Source organism: Bartonella sp. AA89HNZF, assembly GCF_042196905.1.
GTDB lineage: Bacteria > Pseudomonadota > Alphaproteobacteria > Rhizobiales > Rhizobiaceae > Bartonella.
In genome coordinates this window covers 56,230-73,422 of the sequence record NZ_JBHIRD010000004.1, presented here as the reverse complement: position 1 = coordinate 73,422, position 17,193 = coordinate 56,230, and the positions used below count along the sequence as shown (strand labels likewise).

The following is a 17,193-nucleotide window of genomic DNA, read 5'->3' as shown; positions in this document are numbered from 1 at the left end:
CATATTTTCTTGAAATATATTTACCTCTCTAGCTTTTTATGCAATAATCACCTTTAAAAAACACAAAAAACATACTGATTTTACTAGTGAAATTCAATGCACAATAATTTAATGCGTAGAAAAAGGAATACCTATATCTGGATAAATTTCTGCTGTCATTAAACCTTTTTCCCCTTTTCCAAAACGCACAAGAACAACTTGGCCCGAACGAAGCTCTGCTAAACCAAAACGGCGCAACGTCTCCATATGAATAAAAATATCTTCTGTTCCTTGTCCACGGCTAAGAAAACCGAAACCTTTATCACGATTAAACCATTTAACAATTGCACGTTCTAGGCCACTTTCTGGAGTCACAACAACATGGGTACGGGCTGGAACTTCTGATGGGTGAACAGCTGAAGAACAATCTATGGATTTCACCTGAACGCACTTTAATCCTCGTTCAGTTTTTTCCACAGCACAAATAACTTTAGCTCCTTCCATCGCTGTTTGAAAACCATCCCGTCGCATTACTGTAACATGCAATAATATATCGGGAAAATGAGGTAAATCAGGTACAATAAATCCATACCCCTTACTACCATCAAACCACTTAATGACACCACTTATTTCAATAATCTCTCCACAAGCACCTATACTCTCCTCAGATAGGGAACAATCCTTTAATGCATCCTTACTCGTCATAATAACGTGATCCTGTAGCTTTTATAAATTGTACGATATTGATTCTCAAATTTTAAGTAAACATTGCTCTTGTACCAACACGCAAGTCCCAAGATAAGATTTCCCCATATTGTCGTATCTTCTATGTTAACATCAGCGAATATCAACATGAATATTTATAAAACTATTTGATTGTACGCTTTATATATCTTACAAAGAATGCCCTACAAAAGAGATCATATAAAAGGTTTTTTTACATAATGATATTTTCATTAATGCGTAACTTGCATGATGAAGAAGTTCAATATAAGGTGCAAAAACGACAATTCAATTAAGGAAAATGCGCATGCAATTGAAAAAAATCCTTACAACAATCACAGCATTCATTGCATTTACAGCAAATGTATATGCAAGTGAACCTATCAAAATTGGTGTTTATCTTCCATTAAGTGGTCAAAATGCATTTGGAGGTCAGCTTGAAATTAGAGGTATAGAACTAGCCCATAAAAAAGTTCCAGAAATTTTAGGCCGTAAAGTGGAACTTGTTATTATTGATAATAAGTCTGATAAAGTAGAAGCAGCTAATGCTGTTATGCGTTTAACAGCAAGTGAAAAAGTGAGTGGAATCATTGGGAGCTATGGCTCTTCGCTTTCGTTGGCAGGTGGTGAAATATCTGAAAAAGCAAAGACTCCAACCATTGCAACGTCCTCAACGAGTCCCCTTGTTACACAGGGTAAAAAATATTACTTTCGCGCTTGCTTTATTGATTCCTATCAAGGAGTAGGAATCGCAACTTATGTAAGCCAAACTTTACACGCAAAAAAAGCTGCTATCCTCAAAGATATTTCAAACGATTATGCTATTGGTCTTGCAAGTTATTTTACACGTGCTTTCAAAAAGTTAGGTGGTGAAGTTATCTCAAATTTAAACTATAATTCCGGAGATCAGGATTTTTCAGCTGTTCTTACGCAAATTATTGCACAAAAACCTGATATTTTATTCATTCCATCTTATTTTTCTGAAGGTGCTATCATCATGAAACAAGCACGAGAATTAGGAGCGAAGTTTCAAATTATGGGTGGAGATGCTATGGATAATCCAGAAACCATTACGATTGCAGGAAAAGCGGCAGAAGGTTTCTTACATACAACACTTCCCTATAGTGAGGATATGCCAAATATGTCAGTAGCTGCGCAAGAATTCACAAAAGAATGGAGAGAAGCTTACCCTGACAAAGAGCCAAATATCAATTCTGTTTTAGGGTACACGAGTTATATGATGTTTATGAAGGCTATTGAAAATGCAGGTAGCGCTGATCGTGAAAAAATTACTATCGCACTTAGCAAATTAAAAGATTTTCCAACCCCCTTTGGTGATATGTCCATGGATGAAAATCATAATCCTAAAATTCCTATTGGTATCATTAAAATACAGGATGGAAAACGTGTTTATTTAGAAGAAGTTAAACCTGCTTTTTAATTAAGAAGTTTTACTAATGAAAATACAAGAATTGGTTGAGGAGCTTTTCTCAACCAAAAACTTAAAGGTTTCTTGTTGACTTATGTAAATTAACAAATGTGGAAGGATGAGAGATGAGCACTGAAATGTTCATCCAGTATTTTTTTAATGCACTGGCATTGGGATCTCTTTATGGACTTATCGCTATTGGTTATACTATGGTCTACGGTATACTGAGACTCATTAATTTTGCTCACGGTGATATTTTTATGCTGGGAGCATATTTTGTTTTCTTTTCCACAATTGGCTTTATGCCTGCTTGGGCAGCCCTTCTTCTTTTGTTCCTCGCTGCTCTTGTTTATTATTCAGTCTTTGTAGGGTTTAAAAGGCGTCCTCCAATTTATTGGATTGCTGTTTTTTTAATTCTTGCTTTAGGGTTTGTTTATTACTTTAAAATTTCTCCACAGGATTTCACTCCGATTTGGGTTTTAGCGCTTTGTTTTTCCATTTTTATTACAAGTGCAGTGGGTGTTACTGTTGATCAACTTGCCTATAAACCTCTACGCCATGCTCCACGTATCTCGGCATTGATCGGTGCGATCGGTGTTTCTTTTTTTATTGAAAATCTTGCTACTGTACTCTTTAGTGGTATTCCGAAAGGTGTAAAACAACCAGATTTTCTTGTAACACCATTTTTATGGCATCTAGGATCAGACGCAGATGGTATCATTAGAATTGCTCCTATGTCTCTGATTGTTCCCGTTGTGTCATTAATTCTTATTGTATTACTGTTATGGATTATCCATAAAACGAAACCGGGTCTTGCTATGCGTGCAATCTCCCATGATATTGAAACGACGCGTTTGATGGGTGTATCTGTTAATAAAGTCATTGCATTTACATTTGGAATAGGCTCAGCACTTGCCGCTATATCAGGCATTATGTGGTCTTTGCGCTATCCTCAAATTCAGCCTTATATGGGTGTTCTTCCTGGCCTCAAAGCATTTATCGCTGCTGTTATCGGAGGGATTGGTTCGATACCAGGAGCAATGTTGGGAGGATTGTTATTAGGGTTTATTGAAATTATGATTATCGCATTTTTCCCCGCGCTATCTGGATATCGAGATGCCTTCGCTTTCATTTTATTGATTCTGATTTTATTGATATTGCCCACAGGATTAATGGGTAAAAAAAGTCAGGAGAAAATCTAATGGCAAAGTCAGTGACAACTATTTTATCGTGTATAAGTGTTTTAGTTCTCATAGGTTTTTTATTTTATGCTGATAGCCATTTTAATGACTATACGCTTCGTATCATAAATCTGATTGCTATTAATGCGATACTGGCAATTTCGCTTAATTTGATTTATGGTTTTACAGGTATGTTTTCTCTTGGACATGCTGGCTTTATGGCTATTGGTGCTTATGTCTGCGCAATTTTACTGCTTTCTCCTGAACAAAAAGAGATGATGTGGATTCTTGAGCCTATCGCTGAACCATTGTATCATCTGCAATTACCTTTTTTCATTGCTGTTGTTGTAAGTGGTTTGTGTGCCGCAGTTGTAGGTTTATTGATTGCTTTGCCAATATTGCGTCTTGGTGGTGATTATCTTGGAATTGCAACATTGGGTTTTGCAGAAATTATTCGCATTGTCATTACAAATGCAACATCGCTCACAAATGGCTCTTTAGGAATCAAAGGAATACCTCAAAATGCAACATTATGGTGGAACTATGGTTGGCTAGCATTCACAGTTCTCTTTATTGTTCTCTTACTGCGAAGCAATACTGGTAATGTATTACGTGCTATTCGTGATGATGAAATAGCTGCGAAAACTATGGGAATTAACGCTTTTTTCTACCGTAGTTTTTCTTTTACTGTTGGAGCGTTTTTTGCAGGTATAGGTGGAGCATTAATGGCTGCTCTTATTTCAACCATTGATCCCAAAATGTTTAATTTTCTTCTCACTTTTAATATTTTGATGATTGTTGTTGCTGGTGGTTTGGGTTCAATTACAGGGAGTATTATTGGTAGCATTGTTATTACAGTTATGCTTGAATGGCTTCGTATTATTGAAAGTCCATTTGACTTAGGTTTTATACATATTCCAGAAACACCAGGACTTCGTATGGTTGTTTTTTCTCTTTTATTGCTGGTAATTATCTTGTTTTGGAGAAAAGGCTTGATGGGACAACGTGAATTCTCATGGAATGGAATTTATAGCTTTCTGATACGCAAAAAACTTTCTAATACTGAGGGAAATCTATGAACGACACCATCCTTTCACTCAACGAGATCGTCATGCGTTTTGGCGGATTAGTTGCTGTAAATAATATTAATATGGCAATTAAACGAGGAAGTATTACTGGATTAATTGGTCCCAATGGTGCTGGAAAAACAACAGTTTTCAATATGATTTCGGGATTTTATGCCCCTACAAGCGGCATCATTCTTTTTGATGAGCAAAAAATTTCTGGAGCACCTCCTTATATTATCTGCAGACGCCATATCGCCCGAACATTTCAAAATATTCGTCTTTTTTCAGGGTTAACGGTTTTGCAAAATGTTATGGTGGGGGCGCATGTTCGACAAAAATATCCTTGGTTTTCTTCAGCTCTATTTTTTTCAAAAGCAATGAAAGAAAAAAAAGAAATTTATAAAAACTCCATGGAGCTTCTTGAACGGCTACAACTTGATCACCTTGCCAATCAATCGGCAACAGCTTTACCTTATGGTGTGCAGCGACGTCTAGAAATTGCACGTGCGTTAGCCACAAAGCCCAAATTGCTTCTTCTTGATGAACCTGTTGCTGGCATGAATCCACAAGAAAGCGAAGATCTTAAAGAATTTATAACAAAAGTGCAAAAAGACTTTGATCTTACAATTCTTCTTATCGAGCATGATATGAAAGTGGTTATGGGACTTTGCCAACATATTTTAGTCATGGAACATGGCTGTTGCATTGCCAATGGTACACCAGATGAAATTCGTAATAACCCTAAAGTTATTGAAGCTTATCTTGGCGGAGATGTGTATGGATATTCTTAAAATAAAAAATCTTCACGTTCATTATGGTGCCATTAAAGCTGTCCAAGATCTTTCTATGTCCATAAAAAAAGGAAGTATTGTCACTTTAATTGGCGCCAATGGTGCAGGAAAAAGCAGTATTGTACGTTCTATTACAGGACTTAATCGCTCTGTGTATGGAGAAATTACCTATAATGGCAAATCAATTATTAAAAAGTCACCAGAAGAGATTTTGCGTTTAGGGATTGCTCTCAGTCCTGAAGGGCGTCGTATTATGCCTCATCTCACTGTTTTAGAGAATCTCCATCTAGGTGCTTATATCCGTCATGATAAACAGGGAATTTCTCGTGATATTGAATGGATATTTGATCTTTTTCCGCGCCTACGTGAAAGATCAAAACAGTTGGGAGGAACAATGTCAGGTGGGGAACAACAAATGGTTGCTGTAGGCCGCGCACTCATGAGCAATCCTGATATGGTCATATTAGATGAACCGTCGTTGGGATTAGCGCCCCTTCTCGTTCGGGAAATTTTTTCAATTATCCGAAAAATTAATGATATGGGAAAAACTGTTCTTCTTATTGAGCAAAATGCATTTGCTGCACTTTCCATAGCTGACTATGCTTATATTTTAGAGGTAGGGCATATTTTATTTCACGGTGAAGGTAAAGCTATGCTTTCTGATCCACGTGTTAAAAAAGCCTATCTTGGTGGATAAAGGCTACAAATTAAGGAAATAAAGTTCTCCCCTCCTCCTTTTAAAAAAGCATCTCTCTATTTAATGAGAAATGCTTTTTTGCGCTTAACTATGATATCCACCATTTTTCTGCACAGTATACTCCTGCTGCTTGTTCAATAATGTGCGCTATCTGAAAAATAACTTCCTCAGAAAAAGGTTTACCAATCAATTGCAGTCCTAACGGTAAACCATTTGATGACAGACCAGCAGGAACAGAAATTCCTGGTAAACCAGCCATATTAACTGGTACCGTAAAAATATCATTAAGATACATTGCGACAGCATCATTTTTTATTTTTTCATCAGCAATACCAAAAGCAGGTGTTGGTGTTGCTGGTGTCAAAATAGCATCAATGCCTGAAGCAAAACATTGGTCAAAATCACGCTTTACGAGTGTTCTTACTTTTTGAGCTCTTAAATAACAGGCATCATAATACCCAGATGAAAGAACATAAGTTCCAACCAGAATGCGCCGTTTGACTTCATCTCCAAAACCAACAGAACGCGTATTTTCATACATCTCAATGATGTCTTTTCCAGGCATGCGCAAACCAAAACGCACACCATCATAACGCGCTAAATTAGAAGAGGCTTCTGCAGGAGCGATAATGTAATAAGAAGGTAGAGCATATTTTGTATGGGGCAAAGAAATATCTTTAATCTCAGCACCTGCTTCTTTTAACCAATTTATTCCTTTTTGCCAAAGCTCAATAATTTCTGGAGACATTCCATCTACATGATATTCTTTTGGAATACCGATTTTCATTCCTTTGATTGATTGACCAAGATAACTTTCATAATCAGGAACTGGTAAATTGACGGAAGTAGAATCTTTTTCATCAAAAGAGGCCATTGATCTTAGTAAAATAGCACAATCACGAACATCTCTAGCAACAGGTCCAGCTTGATCAAGAGATGAAGCAAACGCAACAACGCCCCATCGCGAACAACGTCCATAAGTTGGCTTTATTCCTACAGTTCCAGTAAAAGCTGCGGGTTGACGTATTGAGCCACCTGTATCGGTTGCAGTTGCACCAGCACAAATTTGTGCCGCAACAGCGGCTGCGGATCCCCCCGAAGAACCACCGGGTACGAGTTTTTCATTTGAGCCTTTTTTTCTCCATGGACTAATAACGGGACCATAATATGATGTTTCGTTGGATGAGCCCATAGCAAACTCATCCATATTAAGTTTTCCTAACATCACAGCACCATCTTGCCATAAATTAGCCGTGACAGTTGATTCATAGTGCGGTTTAAAACCATCAAGGATATTTGAACAGGCTTGAGTATGAACACCATAGGTTGCAAAAAGATCTTTAATCCCCAAGGGAATTCCTTCCAAAAGCCCTCCCTGCCCTTTCGCTAAGCGACTGTCTGATTCAGCAGCCATTTTCATTGCCTGTTCTGCTGTTATTGTTACATAAGCATTCAAAGTTGGATTCGCCAACTCTATTGCTTGTAAATAAGCTTCCGTTAATTCTGTTGCTTTGAGATTTTTCTTTGTTAGAGCATCACGAGCTTGCGCAATTGTGAGAGTTGTTAAATCAGTCATATTGGTTCTCAAATTTCAAAAATATAAAAAGTTACTCAACAATTTTTGAGACAAGAAAAAAATTTTCTTCTGTAACAGGGGCATTGGCTACAATATCTGCTGCTTTATCGCCATCTGTAACACTATCTTCACGCATTCGTAGAGTCATCGGCATCACAGATGTTAATGGCTCAACCCCACTGACATCAACTTCATTCAATTGCTCTACAAAACCTAAAATAGCATTGAATTTTTTTGTCACAGGTTCTATCTCATCATCGTGGAGGGCAATCCTTGCTAAATGTGCTATCCGCTTGACTGTCTCTTGATCAACAGACATACTCTTTACGCCTTTCTGCTTTTTTGTTTATTTATTTGATCTTTCTTCTGGCTATACAAGGCTGCACTTGTAAGTGCAAGAATATTAGATAACATGAATAAAGAATATAACTATAGATCTGAAACATTAAAAAACGTATTATACCTTTATGACTGTTATTAATATAGATGAAGTTATAACACACCTTTTGCCTAGACAAACGATAGCAGGCTTAGATTTAGGGACAAAAACGATCGGAATTGCGATTTCTGATAGGGGGCTGACTGTCTCAAATCCGCGTCCTGTACTACAGCGAAAAAAATTTACAGAAGATGCTTACACACTTATTAAAATTTTTGACCGTGAAAATGTAGGCGTTATTATCATTGGCTTACCTCTTAACATGAATGGAAGCAGTGGCTCTCGTGTTCAAGCAACCAGAGCTTTTGTGAGCAATATGAAAGCTTATACAAAAATTCCATTTGTTTTTTGGGACGAACGTTTATCAACAATTGCTGCGGAACGGTCTCTTTTAGAAATGAATGTATCGCGCGCTAAAAGAGCAAGCCGTATTGATTCGGCAGCCGCCGCTTTTATATTGCAAGGAGCTCTCAATAGAATTCAAAACTTTCATCATATGGAAGGATAGAGGACATTGAGCAAATGCCCTGCATTATATCGCGCAATGAGCATCCCGTAAGAAGATCTCCATTGTCCCCCAAGGCGGCTTTCCATATAGGCATTCGCAACATGTTCTATGTCCGTAGAACGTAATGCTGCTGCTGCTGCTGCATAAGCTACTTGTTCAACAAAAAATCTTCCTGCACCTTCATTTGCTGATGCCATATCACCTGCTGATTTAATAATTTCAATTGCTCGGGGTCCCGCTGGTCCAATATCAAGAGCAATTTTTTCCAACAATTTCTGAAACAATCCCGGTGCTTTTTCACCAATAAGAATGGCATCCTTTACCAATTGATTAGCAGAACTATTTCTCACAATTCGCGCAGGCCCATTATGCAACATTTGTGATAATGGATTATTCTCTATAAAACTTTCAATACCAAGTTGTGCAATAATTTCACCAATAATAGGCACAACCAATTGACTTACATGATAAGCAATAATAGGTGTCATAATGCGGGCAAAAGCTGCTTCAGAACGGTCATTTGCTGCATTGTCAAATGCTCTTGCTAAACGCAAAACCAATGCTTGTGAGGCAGCTATATCTAATGCAATATCTGCAAAAATACGTTCTGTCAGTGGAGGTAAAGGCTGATTGGGCATTTTTTTCCGGAAAAAATCCATACCAAATTGAAGAGCCGCTCGTAAAACACCTACCGATATGACAGATTGATCGAAACGCATCATCGTCTCGATATCTTTAATAACTTTAAGCCCTTCTCCAGCATTTCCCAAAAGCCAGCCATAACTGCCTTGGAAGTCGACAACCCCCTCTGGTGTTAAAAGTTCTCCAGAACGCTGAATTAAATGACGAATCGATATAGATCCATTTAATGCGCCATTTTCTTGTATGCGTGGAATAAAAAAACAACTTAAATGACCATCTAAATCTGCACTAACAAGATATCCGTCAGCGGTAGGATTAATAACGTTGGTTTTTACAACATTTAAACGATATAGATCACGTTCCATACTTTCATCGAAAGAAATTTTCTTAACACTTGGAAAATTGAAAGCGTATTTTTCAATATCGTCAAATGCACAAGTTAGAGAAGCAGCCTTTTTATGATGAATAGGCTTTGATGAGGAATCATATTGGCGTGATAAAAGGACATGTTGCCATTTTTTGAAGAGCTCAATATCACTAATTAAAACAGCAATAGCTGCACTCGTTATGATAACTTCATTCAAATGTCCTGTTTCTAAACCAGCAGATAAAGCTAAACGAATCGCACGCGCTTGATAGCGTACTCCATTTTCTGAGCTCGTATTTTCCCAAAGCGAGGTAACCAAACCTGCTTGTCTAGAATATTGTTGAAGAGCTTGATAGGAAGAATGGATCTCTAATCTTTCTGTTGGTTGCCCCCATTCATCATTATAGCATAGTAAAGGCTTATAATGATTCGCTAAGCAAGAAAGTTTCCATGCTTCTCGACTCGCGGCAAAATCCCCTATTTCTTCAAAACTTGCTAACAAAAACTTAGGCAAAGTAGAAGCAATACGAAACATAAGCGTATCGCTAAGAAATGTATTTTTTCGACGAGTATTTTGCGCAGATACAGCACTCATAGGTATATTCCTACATTCAAATCATTCATATCATAGACTATTTGTCTTTTTAGAGTTAAGAAACATTTATCATATTCAAACAAATGCTTGTTTAACCTGTTTAGAGAGAGATAAAGAAGAATGCTATGATGCAAGATAATTTTTTTCCACTTTTCCCTCATCAACATCTTTTAGCTATTAAAGATCTAAGTGCACAAGATCTTAATACATTGCTTGATCGTGCAGAAGCAAATGTTATCCTTTCTAACAAAATTGATAAAATAAAATCTACTTTGCATGGACGGACTCAAATTAATCTCTTTTTTGAAGCCTCTACGCGAACACAATCTTCTTTTGAATTAGCGGGTAAAAGGCTAGGTGCACACGTGATGAGTCTTGCGATCGGCAACTCATCTGTAAAAAAAGGAGAAACATTACTTGATACAGCTATAACTCTCAATGCGATGAAGCCAGATATACTGGTTTTTCGCCATAACAGTGCAGGAGCGGCAGCTTTATTAGCACAAAAAGTTGATTGTTGTGTTATTAATGCAGGTGATGGTGCTCATGAACATCCAACCCAAGCTTTATTAGATGCTCTAACCATTAAAAGGACAAAAGGTCGTATTGAAGGATTAACTGTTGCGATTTGCGGAGATATCTTACACTCACGTGTTGCCCGTTCCAATATCCTGTGTCTCAATGCTTTGGGTGCTCGTGTTCGTGCTGTTGCTCCTTCAACACTCTTACCCGCAGAAATCGCTCATATGAGTGTTGAGGTTTTTAACACGATGAAAGAAGGTCTTAAAAATGCTGACGTTATCATGATGTTGCGCTTACAGCATGAACGGATGACAGGATCTTTTATTCCTTCTACGCGTGAATATTTCCATTATTTTGGCTTACATAAAGAAAATTTAGCCTATGCCAAAAATGATTCTATTATTCTGCACCCTGGACCAATAAACCGTGGTGTGGAGATTGCATCCGATATAGCAGATGGACCACGAAGTATGATTCATACACAAGTAGAAATGGGAATTGCAGTGCGTATGGCTGTCATGGAAGCTCTATTAGATTCACGCGCAAAGATCAGTGGAGAAAAAAAATGATAAAACCTGTTGTTTTTCAAAATGCTCGTATTATTGATCCTTCGCGCGCAATCGATGAAATTGGTACAGTTATTATTGAAAATGGACGAATTATAGCCGCTGGAAAAGAAGCTCTGAATCAAGGATTCCCTGAAGAAGCAGAAGTTATTAACGCACAAAACAAAGCAATTCTCCCTGGACTTGTTGATGCGCGCGTTTTTGTTGGAGAATTAGGGAATGAACATTGTGAAACAATTGCATCAGCAAGTCAAGCGGCCGCAGCAGGTGGTATTACTTCCTTTTTGATGATGCCAGACACGCACCCAGTCATTGATAATATTGCTCTGATTAAATTTATTACGCATACAGCACAGGAAATGTCATCGGTCAATATTTATCCTGTTGCTGCCATCACACAAGGTTTCAACGGACAAGAAATAACTGAATTTGGTTTGCTCAAGGATGCAGGGGCTGTTGCTTTTAGTGAAGGAAAAAAAACACTTCAAAATTCATCTGTTATGCGACGGGCAATGAGTTATGCACGCGATTTTGATGTTCCATTGATGCATGAAACGCAAGATAAAGATCTTACAGGGCAAGGTGTAATGAATGAAGGACTGCTTGCCAGTTGGCTTGGTCTTTCTGGCATCCCACGCGAAGCAGAAGTTATCCCACTTGAAAGAGATCTGCGATTAGCAGTATTAACGCAAACACGCTATCATGCTGCTCAAATATCGACAGCACTCTCTGCTGATGCACTTCGTTCAGGTAAAAAACGCAGTGAGAAAATTTCAGCGGGTGTATCTATTAATCATTTATCTTTCAATGAAAATGACATTGGTGAATATCGCACCTCTTTTCGCTTAATGCCCCCATTGCGTACAGAAGAAGACCGTATAGCAATGATTGAAGCAATAAAGGATGGGACTATAGATGTTGTTGTCTCTTCTCATGATCCTCAGAGTATTGACAAAAAACATTTACCATTTAATGACGCGGCAGTTGGCGCTATTGGTATGGAGACCTTATTGAGCGCAGCTTTACGCCTTTATCATGATGAGAGCTTATCTCTTCTACGGATAACGGAACTTTTGTCAACGGCGCCTGCAAAGCTCTTTGGACTCAATGCAGGAACACTCAAAAAAGGTACTCATGCAGACCTTATTGTGGTTGATCTTGAAGAACCATGGGTTGTTTCAAAAGAGAAGCTCTATTCACATTCAAAAAATACCCCTTTTGAGAATGCACGTTTTCAAGGACGCGTGCTCCAGACTTTTGTGAAAGGGAAAAACGTTTTTAAACTTGATCAACAAACTTAATGAGATTCTTAATGAATGAAGCAGAAATATTTTTTCAGTTCACTCCATGGTTTATTTTCCTCATATCTTATCTCATTGGCTCGATTCCATTTGGGCTTCTTTTTACGAAATTGTTCAAAATTGGTGATATAAGAACAATCGGTTCCGGCAATATTGGAGCAACAAATGTTTTACGAACAGGAAATAAAAAGCTTGCTGCTCTAACACTTCTTTGTGATATGTTAAAAGGAACTATCGTTGTTTTCGTTACAAAATTTTTTAGTGATCCGCTAGACAATAGTATTCTTATTTCTCTAGCAGGATTTTTTGTTTTCTTAGGACATCTTTTCCCCGTATGGCTTAAATTTAAAGGCGGCAAAGGTGTTGCTACCTATCTAGGGGTGTGCTTAGGAATCTATTGGCCTGCAGCAATTATTTTTATTATTGTATGGAGTGCGATTTTTCTTCTCATGCGTTATTCTTCATTATCTGCCCTTGTTGCTGTTAGTATGACGCCGGTATTTGTTTTTTATTTTTCTGATTCTTATTTCTGTTGTATGCTGATTATGATGAGCATATTTGTTTTCATAAAACATTATGCAAATATCGGTAGATTATTAATTGGGGAAGAAAGTAAGATTGGTACGCAACACGGAGATAAATAAAGGAATCCTGCTTACTAATCGTCAACGTCTAAGCTGGTTACGGTTATTGCGCAGTGAAAATATTGGAGCTGTTAGTTTTCGCAATCTCATTGATCATTATAAAACAGCAGAAAATGCTCTGGCAGCGCTGCCAGAGCTTAGTAGAAAAGGGGGTGGTTCTGTATCTATTAAAATAGCAAGCTTAGAAGATGCAGAAAAAGAAATGCAAGAAGCTGAAAGATTAGGTGTCCGGTTTATCGGTATGGGAGAACCAGATTATCCAGCTTTTCTTAAGGTTACAGAAGCCCCTCCGCCGCTTATTGCTATCAAAGGTAATGTTGCAATTTTTCAAAAAACTTCTATTGGAATTATAGGTTCTCGAAATGCTTCAGCTGCGGGAAAAAAGCTTACGGCTCAATTTGCGCGTTTTCTCGGAGAAGCAGACTTTGTAACAATTTCTGGGCTTGCTCGTGGAATTGATAGTGTTGCGCATCAAGCAAGTTTAAAAACAGGAACTGTTGCAGTCATGGCTGGAGGAATTGATCATATCTATCCTCCTGAAAATAAAAAGTTGCATGAAGATATTATTGCCAACGGTGGAGCCATCATCAGCGAAATGCCCATTTCTTGGCAGCCGCGTGCTATCGATTTTCCAAGAAGAAACCGTATTATTGCAGCTTTGTCACTTGGTCTCTTGGTTGTAGAGGCAGCTCTGCGCTCAGGATCCTTAATTACCGCACGTCAAGCAGCTGAAATGGGACGGTTAATTTTTGCCATTCCCGGTTCTCCACTTGATCCAAGATCTGTTGGTACCAACAATCTTATCAAAGACGGAGCTCTACTCACCACACATCCTTCTGACATCATAGAAACACTTACGCCATTAATTTCACCGCTTCCAAATTCCCAACTCAATTTTTTTGAGGAACCATCCTCTTTACAACTTGAAAAGGAGAATTTTAATTTAGCAGATAAAAAAAACAACAGCCTCTCTTTAGCAGATGATGATGCAGCACGCGCAGCAGTTCTCTCCGCTCTTTCAACAACGCCAATCGATTTAGACACACTCAGTATCCACTCAGGTGTTTCACTCCCAGCTCTCTACCTCTTGTTGGTAGAACTCGACCTTGCTGGAAAGCTTATTCGACACTCTGGTGGTTGTGTGTCATTGTCGAATCTTGATCTTCCCCAAGAGCCTCAGCACTATTAATAATGCTTTGCCCTTCTTTGGCAACCATATCCAAAAGCAATGCTAAAAGCGGACTGTGCGCCTGACGCGCCATCTGATTCATTTGCTTTGACATGTCTGTAATATATTGGATAACTTTTAAATGATTTATAAACATAATCCTCTATCCTTGAGCATTTCCCCTCCTACCTCTCAATAGACGTTATTTTAGTATTTCGCCGTATGTTTTTGTAATAACAGTGGAAAATAAATCGTGTAATTCTATATAGGGTGTACTCTAATAATGACAATCATAAGTTGTACAATATTCATGTTTTTTATATGGCTAATATTTTTTTATGTGCTCTTAAGTAATTGGCATTAGCTATTCGCGTGAAAGGCGTTTATAAAAAAATTTTTATTTCAATATTTGGGTAAAATTATGAATATCGTTATCGTTGAATCTCCAGCAAAAGCAAAAACAATTAATAAATATCTTGGGTCTCAATACAAAGTTGTCGCATCATTTGGACATGTTCGTGATTTACCTGCAAAAGACGGTTCTGTTTTACCGGATCAAGATTTTTCTATGAAATGGGATATAGATTCTGCTGCCGCTAAACGTTTAAATGAAATAGCAAAAGCCGTTAAAGAAGCTGATAGCCTTATATTAGCAACAGACCCTGATCGTGAAGGAGAAGCTATTTCATGGCATATTCTGGATGTTCTCCGTCAAAAAAAAGTTTTAAAAGATAAACCTATTAAAAGAGTTGTCTTCAATGCCATCACCAAAAAGTCTGTGCTTGATGCTATGAATAATCCACGTGATATTGATACATCCCTTGTCGATGCTTATCTTGCACGTCGTGCTCTTGATTATCTCGTTGGTTTTACACTTTCACCTGTTTTATGGCGTAAACTCCCTGGTGCACGTTCGGCTGGTCGCGTTCAATCGGTTGCTTTGCGTATTATTTGTGACCGTGAATCAGAAATAGAACATTTTATCAAAGAAGATTATTGGTCTATTACAACACAGTTAAAAACCATCCGAAATGATAGTTTCCAAGCAAGATTGACAATGTTTAATCAAAGGAAGATTGGCAAGCTTGATATTCAATCTCAAGAACAAGCAGATCAAATTCGCTTTATGTTGGAGCAAGCCCAATACCATACACTCAGTGTTGAAGCAAAACCTACAAAAAGAAATCCTTTTCCTCCATTTACAACCTCTACACTACAACAAGCAGCTTCTTCAAAATTAGGTTTTTCAGCTTCTCGCACTATGCAAATTGCCCAAAAGCTTTATGAAGGCATTGAAATTAATGGTGAAACGGCAGGGCTTATTACTTATATGCGTACCGATGGTGTGCAGATAGCACCAGAGGCTATTGATTCAGCAAGAAAAGTTATTCATGAAACTTTCGGAAAAGACTATATTCCTGAAAAGCCACGTTTTTATTCAACAAAGGCAAAAAATGCACAGGAAGCACATGAAGCGATCCGCCCAACAGATTTTCAACGCAATCCTAGTCAAGTCCGTAATTTTCTCGATAGCGATCAAGCAAAGCTCTATGAGCTGATATGGAAGCGTGCCATTGCCAGCCAAATGCGCTCTGCTGAAATTGAACGTACAACTGTTGAAATTGAAGCACAACAAGGAGAAAACCATGCAAATCTACGAGCAACAGGATCTGTTATTCGCTTTGATGGCTTTATTTCCGTCTACACGGATCAACGAGACGAAGAAAATAATGAAGAAAATGAAACAACACGTTTACCACAAATAAACACTGGTGAAGCACTTACAAAAGAAAAAGTTGAATCTGTACAACATACCACAGAGCCCCCTTCTCGTTATTCTGAAGCTTCATTAATTAAAAAGCTTGAGGAGTTAGGAATTGGTCGTCCTTCAACTTATGCATCCACATTAGCGACATTGTGTGACCGTGGATATATTGTCATTGATAAACGAAAGCTTATTCCCGATGCCAAGGGACGTATTGTTACGGCCTTTCTTGAAAATTTCTTTAATCGCTATGTAGAATATGGTTTCACAGCAGATCTTGAAGAAAAGCTGGATCTTATCTCTGACGGCAAACTTTCTTGGAAAGACGTATTGCGAGATTTTTGGGATGGATTTAATGCATCTATTAGCAATATCCAAGAACTCCGTATAACCAATGTCCTTGATGTTTTAAATGTAACATTAGCACCTCTCGCCTTTCCTGAACGCGAAGATGGAAGTGATGTTCGTTCCTGTCCTCTTTGTAAAAATGGTCAATTATCATTAAAACTTGGTCGTTATGGTGCTTTTGTTGGCTGTTCTAATTATCCCGAATGTAAATACACACACCAACTTGGTACAGATACTGGAAAAGAGAATGAAGCTATACGCAATGATGAACCTGTTATACTTGGTATTGACCCTGTAACAGGAAAAGACATCTCTCTTCGCAATGGCCGGTTTGGTCCCTATATTCAACTTGGTGAAAGCAAAGAAGTTAAGCGTGCAGGACTACCAAAAGAATGGCAGGCAGAAAATGTAACCCTTGATAAAGCCTTGGCTTTACTATCTCTTCCCCGTGAAATTGGCATTCATCCTGAAACTGGAAAAACAATCACGGCTACGATTGGACGATATGGTCCCTATCTTAGCCATAACGGAAAATCTGCGCGCCTTCTTCATGCAGATGAAGTTTTTGATATTGGTATCAATCGCGCTGTTACAGTATTAGCAGAACAACAAGAAAACAAAACCAGGCAAAGCAGAACAACACCTGAAGCATTGGCAACATTAGGAGAGCATCCCGAAGGAGGAACCATTACCGTGCGCAACGGGCGTTATGGTCCTTATGTCAATTGGGGTAAAATTAATGCAACATTGCCAAAAGATAAAGATCCCATTAGTGTAACACTTCCAGAGGCACTAGAACTTATATCGGCTAAAGCATCGAGTAAAAAAACAACTTCAAAAAGAGCTTCTTCTAAAACAAAAGCAAAAATAAAAGAGATATAAATT

16 protein-coding genes are annotated in these 17,193 nt (G+C 38.1%); 11 read left to right on the top strand and 5 right to left on the bottom strand.

Annotation, left to right across the window (positions count from 1 at the left end; translation table 11 throughout):
- Positions 1 to 108: 108 nt before the first annotated feature.
- The gene (locus ACFIN0_RS03200; protein ID WP_375606891.1) at positions 109 to 684 is read right to left on the bottom strand and encodes a cold-shock protein; all 576 of its coding nucleotides are present in this window, start codon (positions 682 to 684) and stop codon (positions 109 to 111) included.
- A gap of 325 nt (positions 685 to 1,009) precedes the next feature.
- Here ACFIN0_RS03200 and ACFIN0_RS03195 point away from each other — a divergent pair, with 325 nt between their 5' ends.
- The 5 genes from ACFIN0_RS03195 (at position 1,010) to ACFIN0_RS03175 (ending at position 5,867) form a co-directional block, all read left to right on the top strand.
- A complete protein-coding gene (locus tag ACFIN0_RS03195) occupies positions 1,010 to 2,143 on the top strand; it encodes an ABC transporter substrate-binding protein (RefSeq protein WP_375610375.1) in 1,134 nt (377 codons plus the stop codon).
- 113 nt (positions 2,144 to 2,256) lie between these two features.
- Positions 2,257 to 3,333, top strand: a complete 1,077-nt coding sequence (locus ACFIN0_RS03190; RefSeq protein WP_375606893.1) for a branched-chain amino acid ABC transporter permease — start codon at positions 2,257 to 2,259, stop codon at positions 3,331 to 3,333.
- Positions 3,333 to 4,391, top strand: a complete 1,059-nt coding sequence (locus ACFIN0_RS03185) for a branched-chain amino acid ABC transporter permease (RefSeq protein ID WP_375606894.1) — start codon at positions 3,333 to 3,335, stop codon at positions 4,389 to 4,391. The genes ACFIN0_RS03190 and ACFIN0_RS03185 overlap by 1 nt, the downstream gene beginning before the upstream one ends.
- Positions 4,388 to 5,170: an ABC transporter ATP-binding protein gene (locus tag ACFIN0_RS03180; protein WP_375606895.1), complete on the top strand. Its 783-nt coding sequence runs from the start codon at positions 4,388 to 4,390 to the stop codon at positions 5,168 to 5,170. The genes ACFIN0_RS03185 and ACFIN0_RS03180 overlap by 4 nt, the downstream gene beginning before the upstream one ends.
- Positions 5,157 to 5,867 carry an ABC transporter ATP-binding protein gene (locus ACFIN0_RS03175; protein WP_375701911.1) on the top strand — a complete coding sequence of 237 codons (711 nt, stop codon included), beginning with the start codon at positions 5,157 to 5,159 and terminating at the stop codon, positions 5,865 to 5,867. Before ACFIN0_RS03180 ends, ACFIN0_RS03175 begins: the two co-directional genes overlap by 14 nt.
- Before the next feature lie 88 nt (positions 5,868 to 5,955).
- Here ACFIN0_RS03175 and gatA read toward each other — a convergent pair whose 3' ends face one another.
- Positions 5,956 to 7,443, bottom strand: coding sequence for an Asp-tRNA(Asn)/Glu-tRNA(Gln) amidotransferase subunit GatA (gene gatA / locus ACFIN0_RS03170; RefSeq protein ID WP_375701910.1), 1,488 nt, complete (start codon positions 7,441 to 7,443; stop codon positions 5,956 to 5,958).
- Between the two features lie 31 nt (positions 7,444 to 7,474).
- On the bottom strand, positions 7,475 to 7,762 hold the full coding sequence (gene gatC / locus ACFIN0_RS03165) for an Asp-tRNA(Asn)/Glu-tRNA(Gln) amidotransferase subunit GatC (protein WP_375606898.1): 288 nt from the start codon (positions 7,760 to 7,762) through the stop codon (positions 7,475 to 7,477).
- 148 nt (positions 7,763 to 7,910) lie between these two features.
- Here gatC and ruvX point away from each other — a divergent pair, with 148 nt between their 5' ends.
- Positions 7,911 to 8,390, top strand: coding sequence for a Holliday junction resolvase RuvX (gene ruvX / locus ACFIN0_RS03160; protein WP_375701909.1), 480 nt, complete (start codon positions 7,911 to 7,913; stop codon positions 8,388 to 8,390).
- On the opposite strand, the gene ACFIN0_RS03155 is transcribed toward ruvX, so the two are convergent.
- On the bottom strand, positions 8,375 to 9,994 hold the full coding sequence (locus ACFIN0_RS03155; protein WP_375701908.1) for an acyl-CoA dehydrogenase family protein: 1,620 nt from the start codon (positions 9,992 to 9,994) through the stop codon (positions 8,375 to 8,377). The two genes, ruvX and ACFIN0_RS03155, sit on opposite strands and share 16 nt — an antisense overlap.
- Before the next feature lie 125 nt (positions 9,995 to 10,119).
- Between ACFIN0_RS03155 and ACFIN0_RS03150 the strand changes: the two genes are divergently transcribed.
- The 4 genes from ACFIN0_RS03150 to dprA are packed head-to-tail and all read left to right on the top strand — an operon-like array spanning position 10,120 to position 14,216.
- A complete protein-coding gene (locus ACFIN0_RS03150) occupies positions 10,120 to 11,085 on the top strand; it encodes an aspartate carbamoyltransferase catalytic subunit (RefSeq protein ID WP_375701907.1) in 966 nt (321 codons plus the stop codon).
- Complete coding sequence (locus ACFIN0_RS03145; protein ID WP_375701906.1) at positions 11,082 to 12,383, top strand: dihydroorotase; 1,302 nt, start codon at positions 11,082 to 11,084, stop codon at positions 12,381 to 12,383. Before ACFIN0_RS03150 ends, ACFIN0_RS03145 begins: the two co-directional genes overlap by 4 nt.
- 11 nt (positions 12,384 to 12,394) lie before the next feature.
- Positions 12,395 to 13,027 carry a glycerol-3-phosphate 1-O-acyltransferase PlsY gene (plsY, locus tag ACFIN0_RS03140; RefSeq protein ID WP_375701905.1) on the top strand — a complete coding sequence of 211 codons (633 nt, stop codon included), beginning with the start codon at positions 12,395 to 12,397 and terminating at the stop codon, positions 13,025 to 13,027.
- On the top strand, positions 12,984 to 14,216 hold the full coding sequence (gene dprA, locus ACFIN0_RS03135) for a DNA-processing protein DprA (RefSeq protein ID WP_375701904.1): 1,233 nt from the start codon (positions 12,984 to 12,986) through the stop codon (positions 14,214 to 14,216). The genes plsY and dprA overlap by 44 nt, the downstream gene beginning before the upstream one ends.
- Here the strand turns inward: dprA and ACFIN0_RS03130 are convergent.
- The gene (locus tag ACFIN0_RS03130; RefSeq protein WP_005773510.1) at positions 14,146 to 14,352 is read right to left on the bottom strand and encodes a hypothetical protein; all 207 of its coding nucleotides are present in this window, start codon (positions 14,350 to 14,352) and stop codon (positions 14,146 to 14,148) included. The genes dprA and ACFIN0_RS03130 overlap by 71 nt on opposite strands.
- A 264-nt stretch (positions 14,353 to 14,616) precedes the next feature.
- Between ACFIN0_RS03130 and topA the strand changes: the two genes are divergently transcribed.
- Positions 14,617 to 17,190 carry a type I DNA topoisomerase gene (gene topA / locus ACFIN0_RS03125; RefSeq protein WP_375701903.1) on the top strand — a complete coding sequence of 858 codons (2,574 nt, stop codon included), beginning with the start codon at positions 14,617 to 14,619 and terminating at the stop codon, positions 17,188 to 17,190.
- Positions 17,191 to 17,193 lie beyond the last annotated feature (3 nt).

Bases quoted from the DNA above. Each gene is read 5' to 3' on its own strand.
- ACFIN0_RS03180 (WP_375606895.1), top strand. From the start codon at position 4,388: ATGAACGACACCATCCTTTCACTCAACGAGATCGTCATGCGTTTTGGC.
- ACFIN0_RS03195 (WP_375610375.1), top strand. From the start codon at position 1,010: ATGCAATTGAAAAAAATCCTTACAACAATCACAGCATTCATTGCATTT.
- ACFIN0_RS03145 (WP_375701906.1), top strand. From the start codon at position 11,082: ATGATAAAACCTGTTGTTTTTCAAAATGCTCGTATTATTGATCCTTCG.
- ACFIN0_RS03190 (WP_375606893.1), top strand. From the start codon at position 2,257: ATGAGCACTGAAATGTTCATCCAGTATTTTTTTAATGCACTGGCATTG.
- ACFIN0_RS03175 (WP_375701911.1), top strand. From the start codon at position 5,157: ATGGATATTCTTAAAATAAAAAATCTTCACGTTCATTATGGTGCCATT.
- ACFIN0_RS03200 (WP_375606891.1), bottom strand. From the start codon at position 684: ATGACGAGTAAGGATGCATTAAAGGATTGTTCCCTATCTGAGGAGAGT.
- ACFIN0_RS03130 (WP_005773510.1), bottom strand. From the start codon at position 14,352: ATGTTTATAAATCATTTAAAAGTTATCCAATATATTACAGACATGTCA.
- ACFIN0_RS03185 (WP_375606894.1), top strand. From the start codon at position 3,333: ATGGCAAAGTCAGTGACAACTATTTTATCGTGTATAAGTGTTTTAGTT.
- plsY (WP_375701905.1), top strand. From the start codon at position 12,395: ATGAATGAAGCAGAAATATTTTTTCAGTTCACTCCATGGTTTATTTTC.
- gatA (WP_375701910.1), bottom strand. From the start codon at position 7,443: ATGACTGATTTAACAACTCTCACAATTGCGCAAGCTCGTGATGCTCTA.
- ruvX (WP_375701909.1), top strand. From the start codon at position 7,911: ATGACTGTTATTAATATAGATGAAGTTATAACACACCTTTTGCCTAGA.
- gatC (WP_375606898.1), bottom strand. From the start codon at position 7,762: ATGTCTGTTGATCAAGAGACAGTCAAGCGGATAGCACATTTAGCAAGG.
- ACFIN0_RS03155 (WP_375701908.1), bottom strand. From the start codon at position 9,994: ATGAGTGCTGTATCTGCGCAAAATACTCGTCGAAAAAATACATTTCTT.
- ACFIN0_RS03150 (WP_375701907.1), top strand. From the start codon at position 10,120: ATGATGCAAGATAATTTTTTTCCACTTTTCCCTCATCAACATCTTTTA.
- topA (WP_375701903.1), top strand. From the start codon at position 14,617: ATGAATATCGTTATCGTTGAATCTCCAGCAAAAGCAAAAACAATTAAT.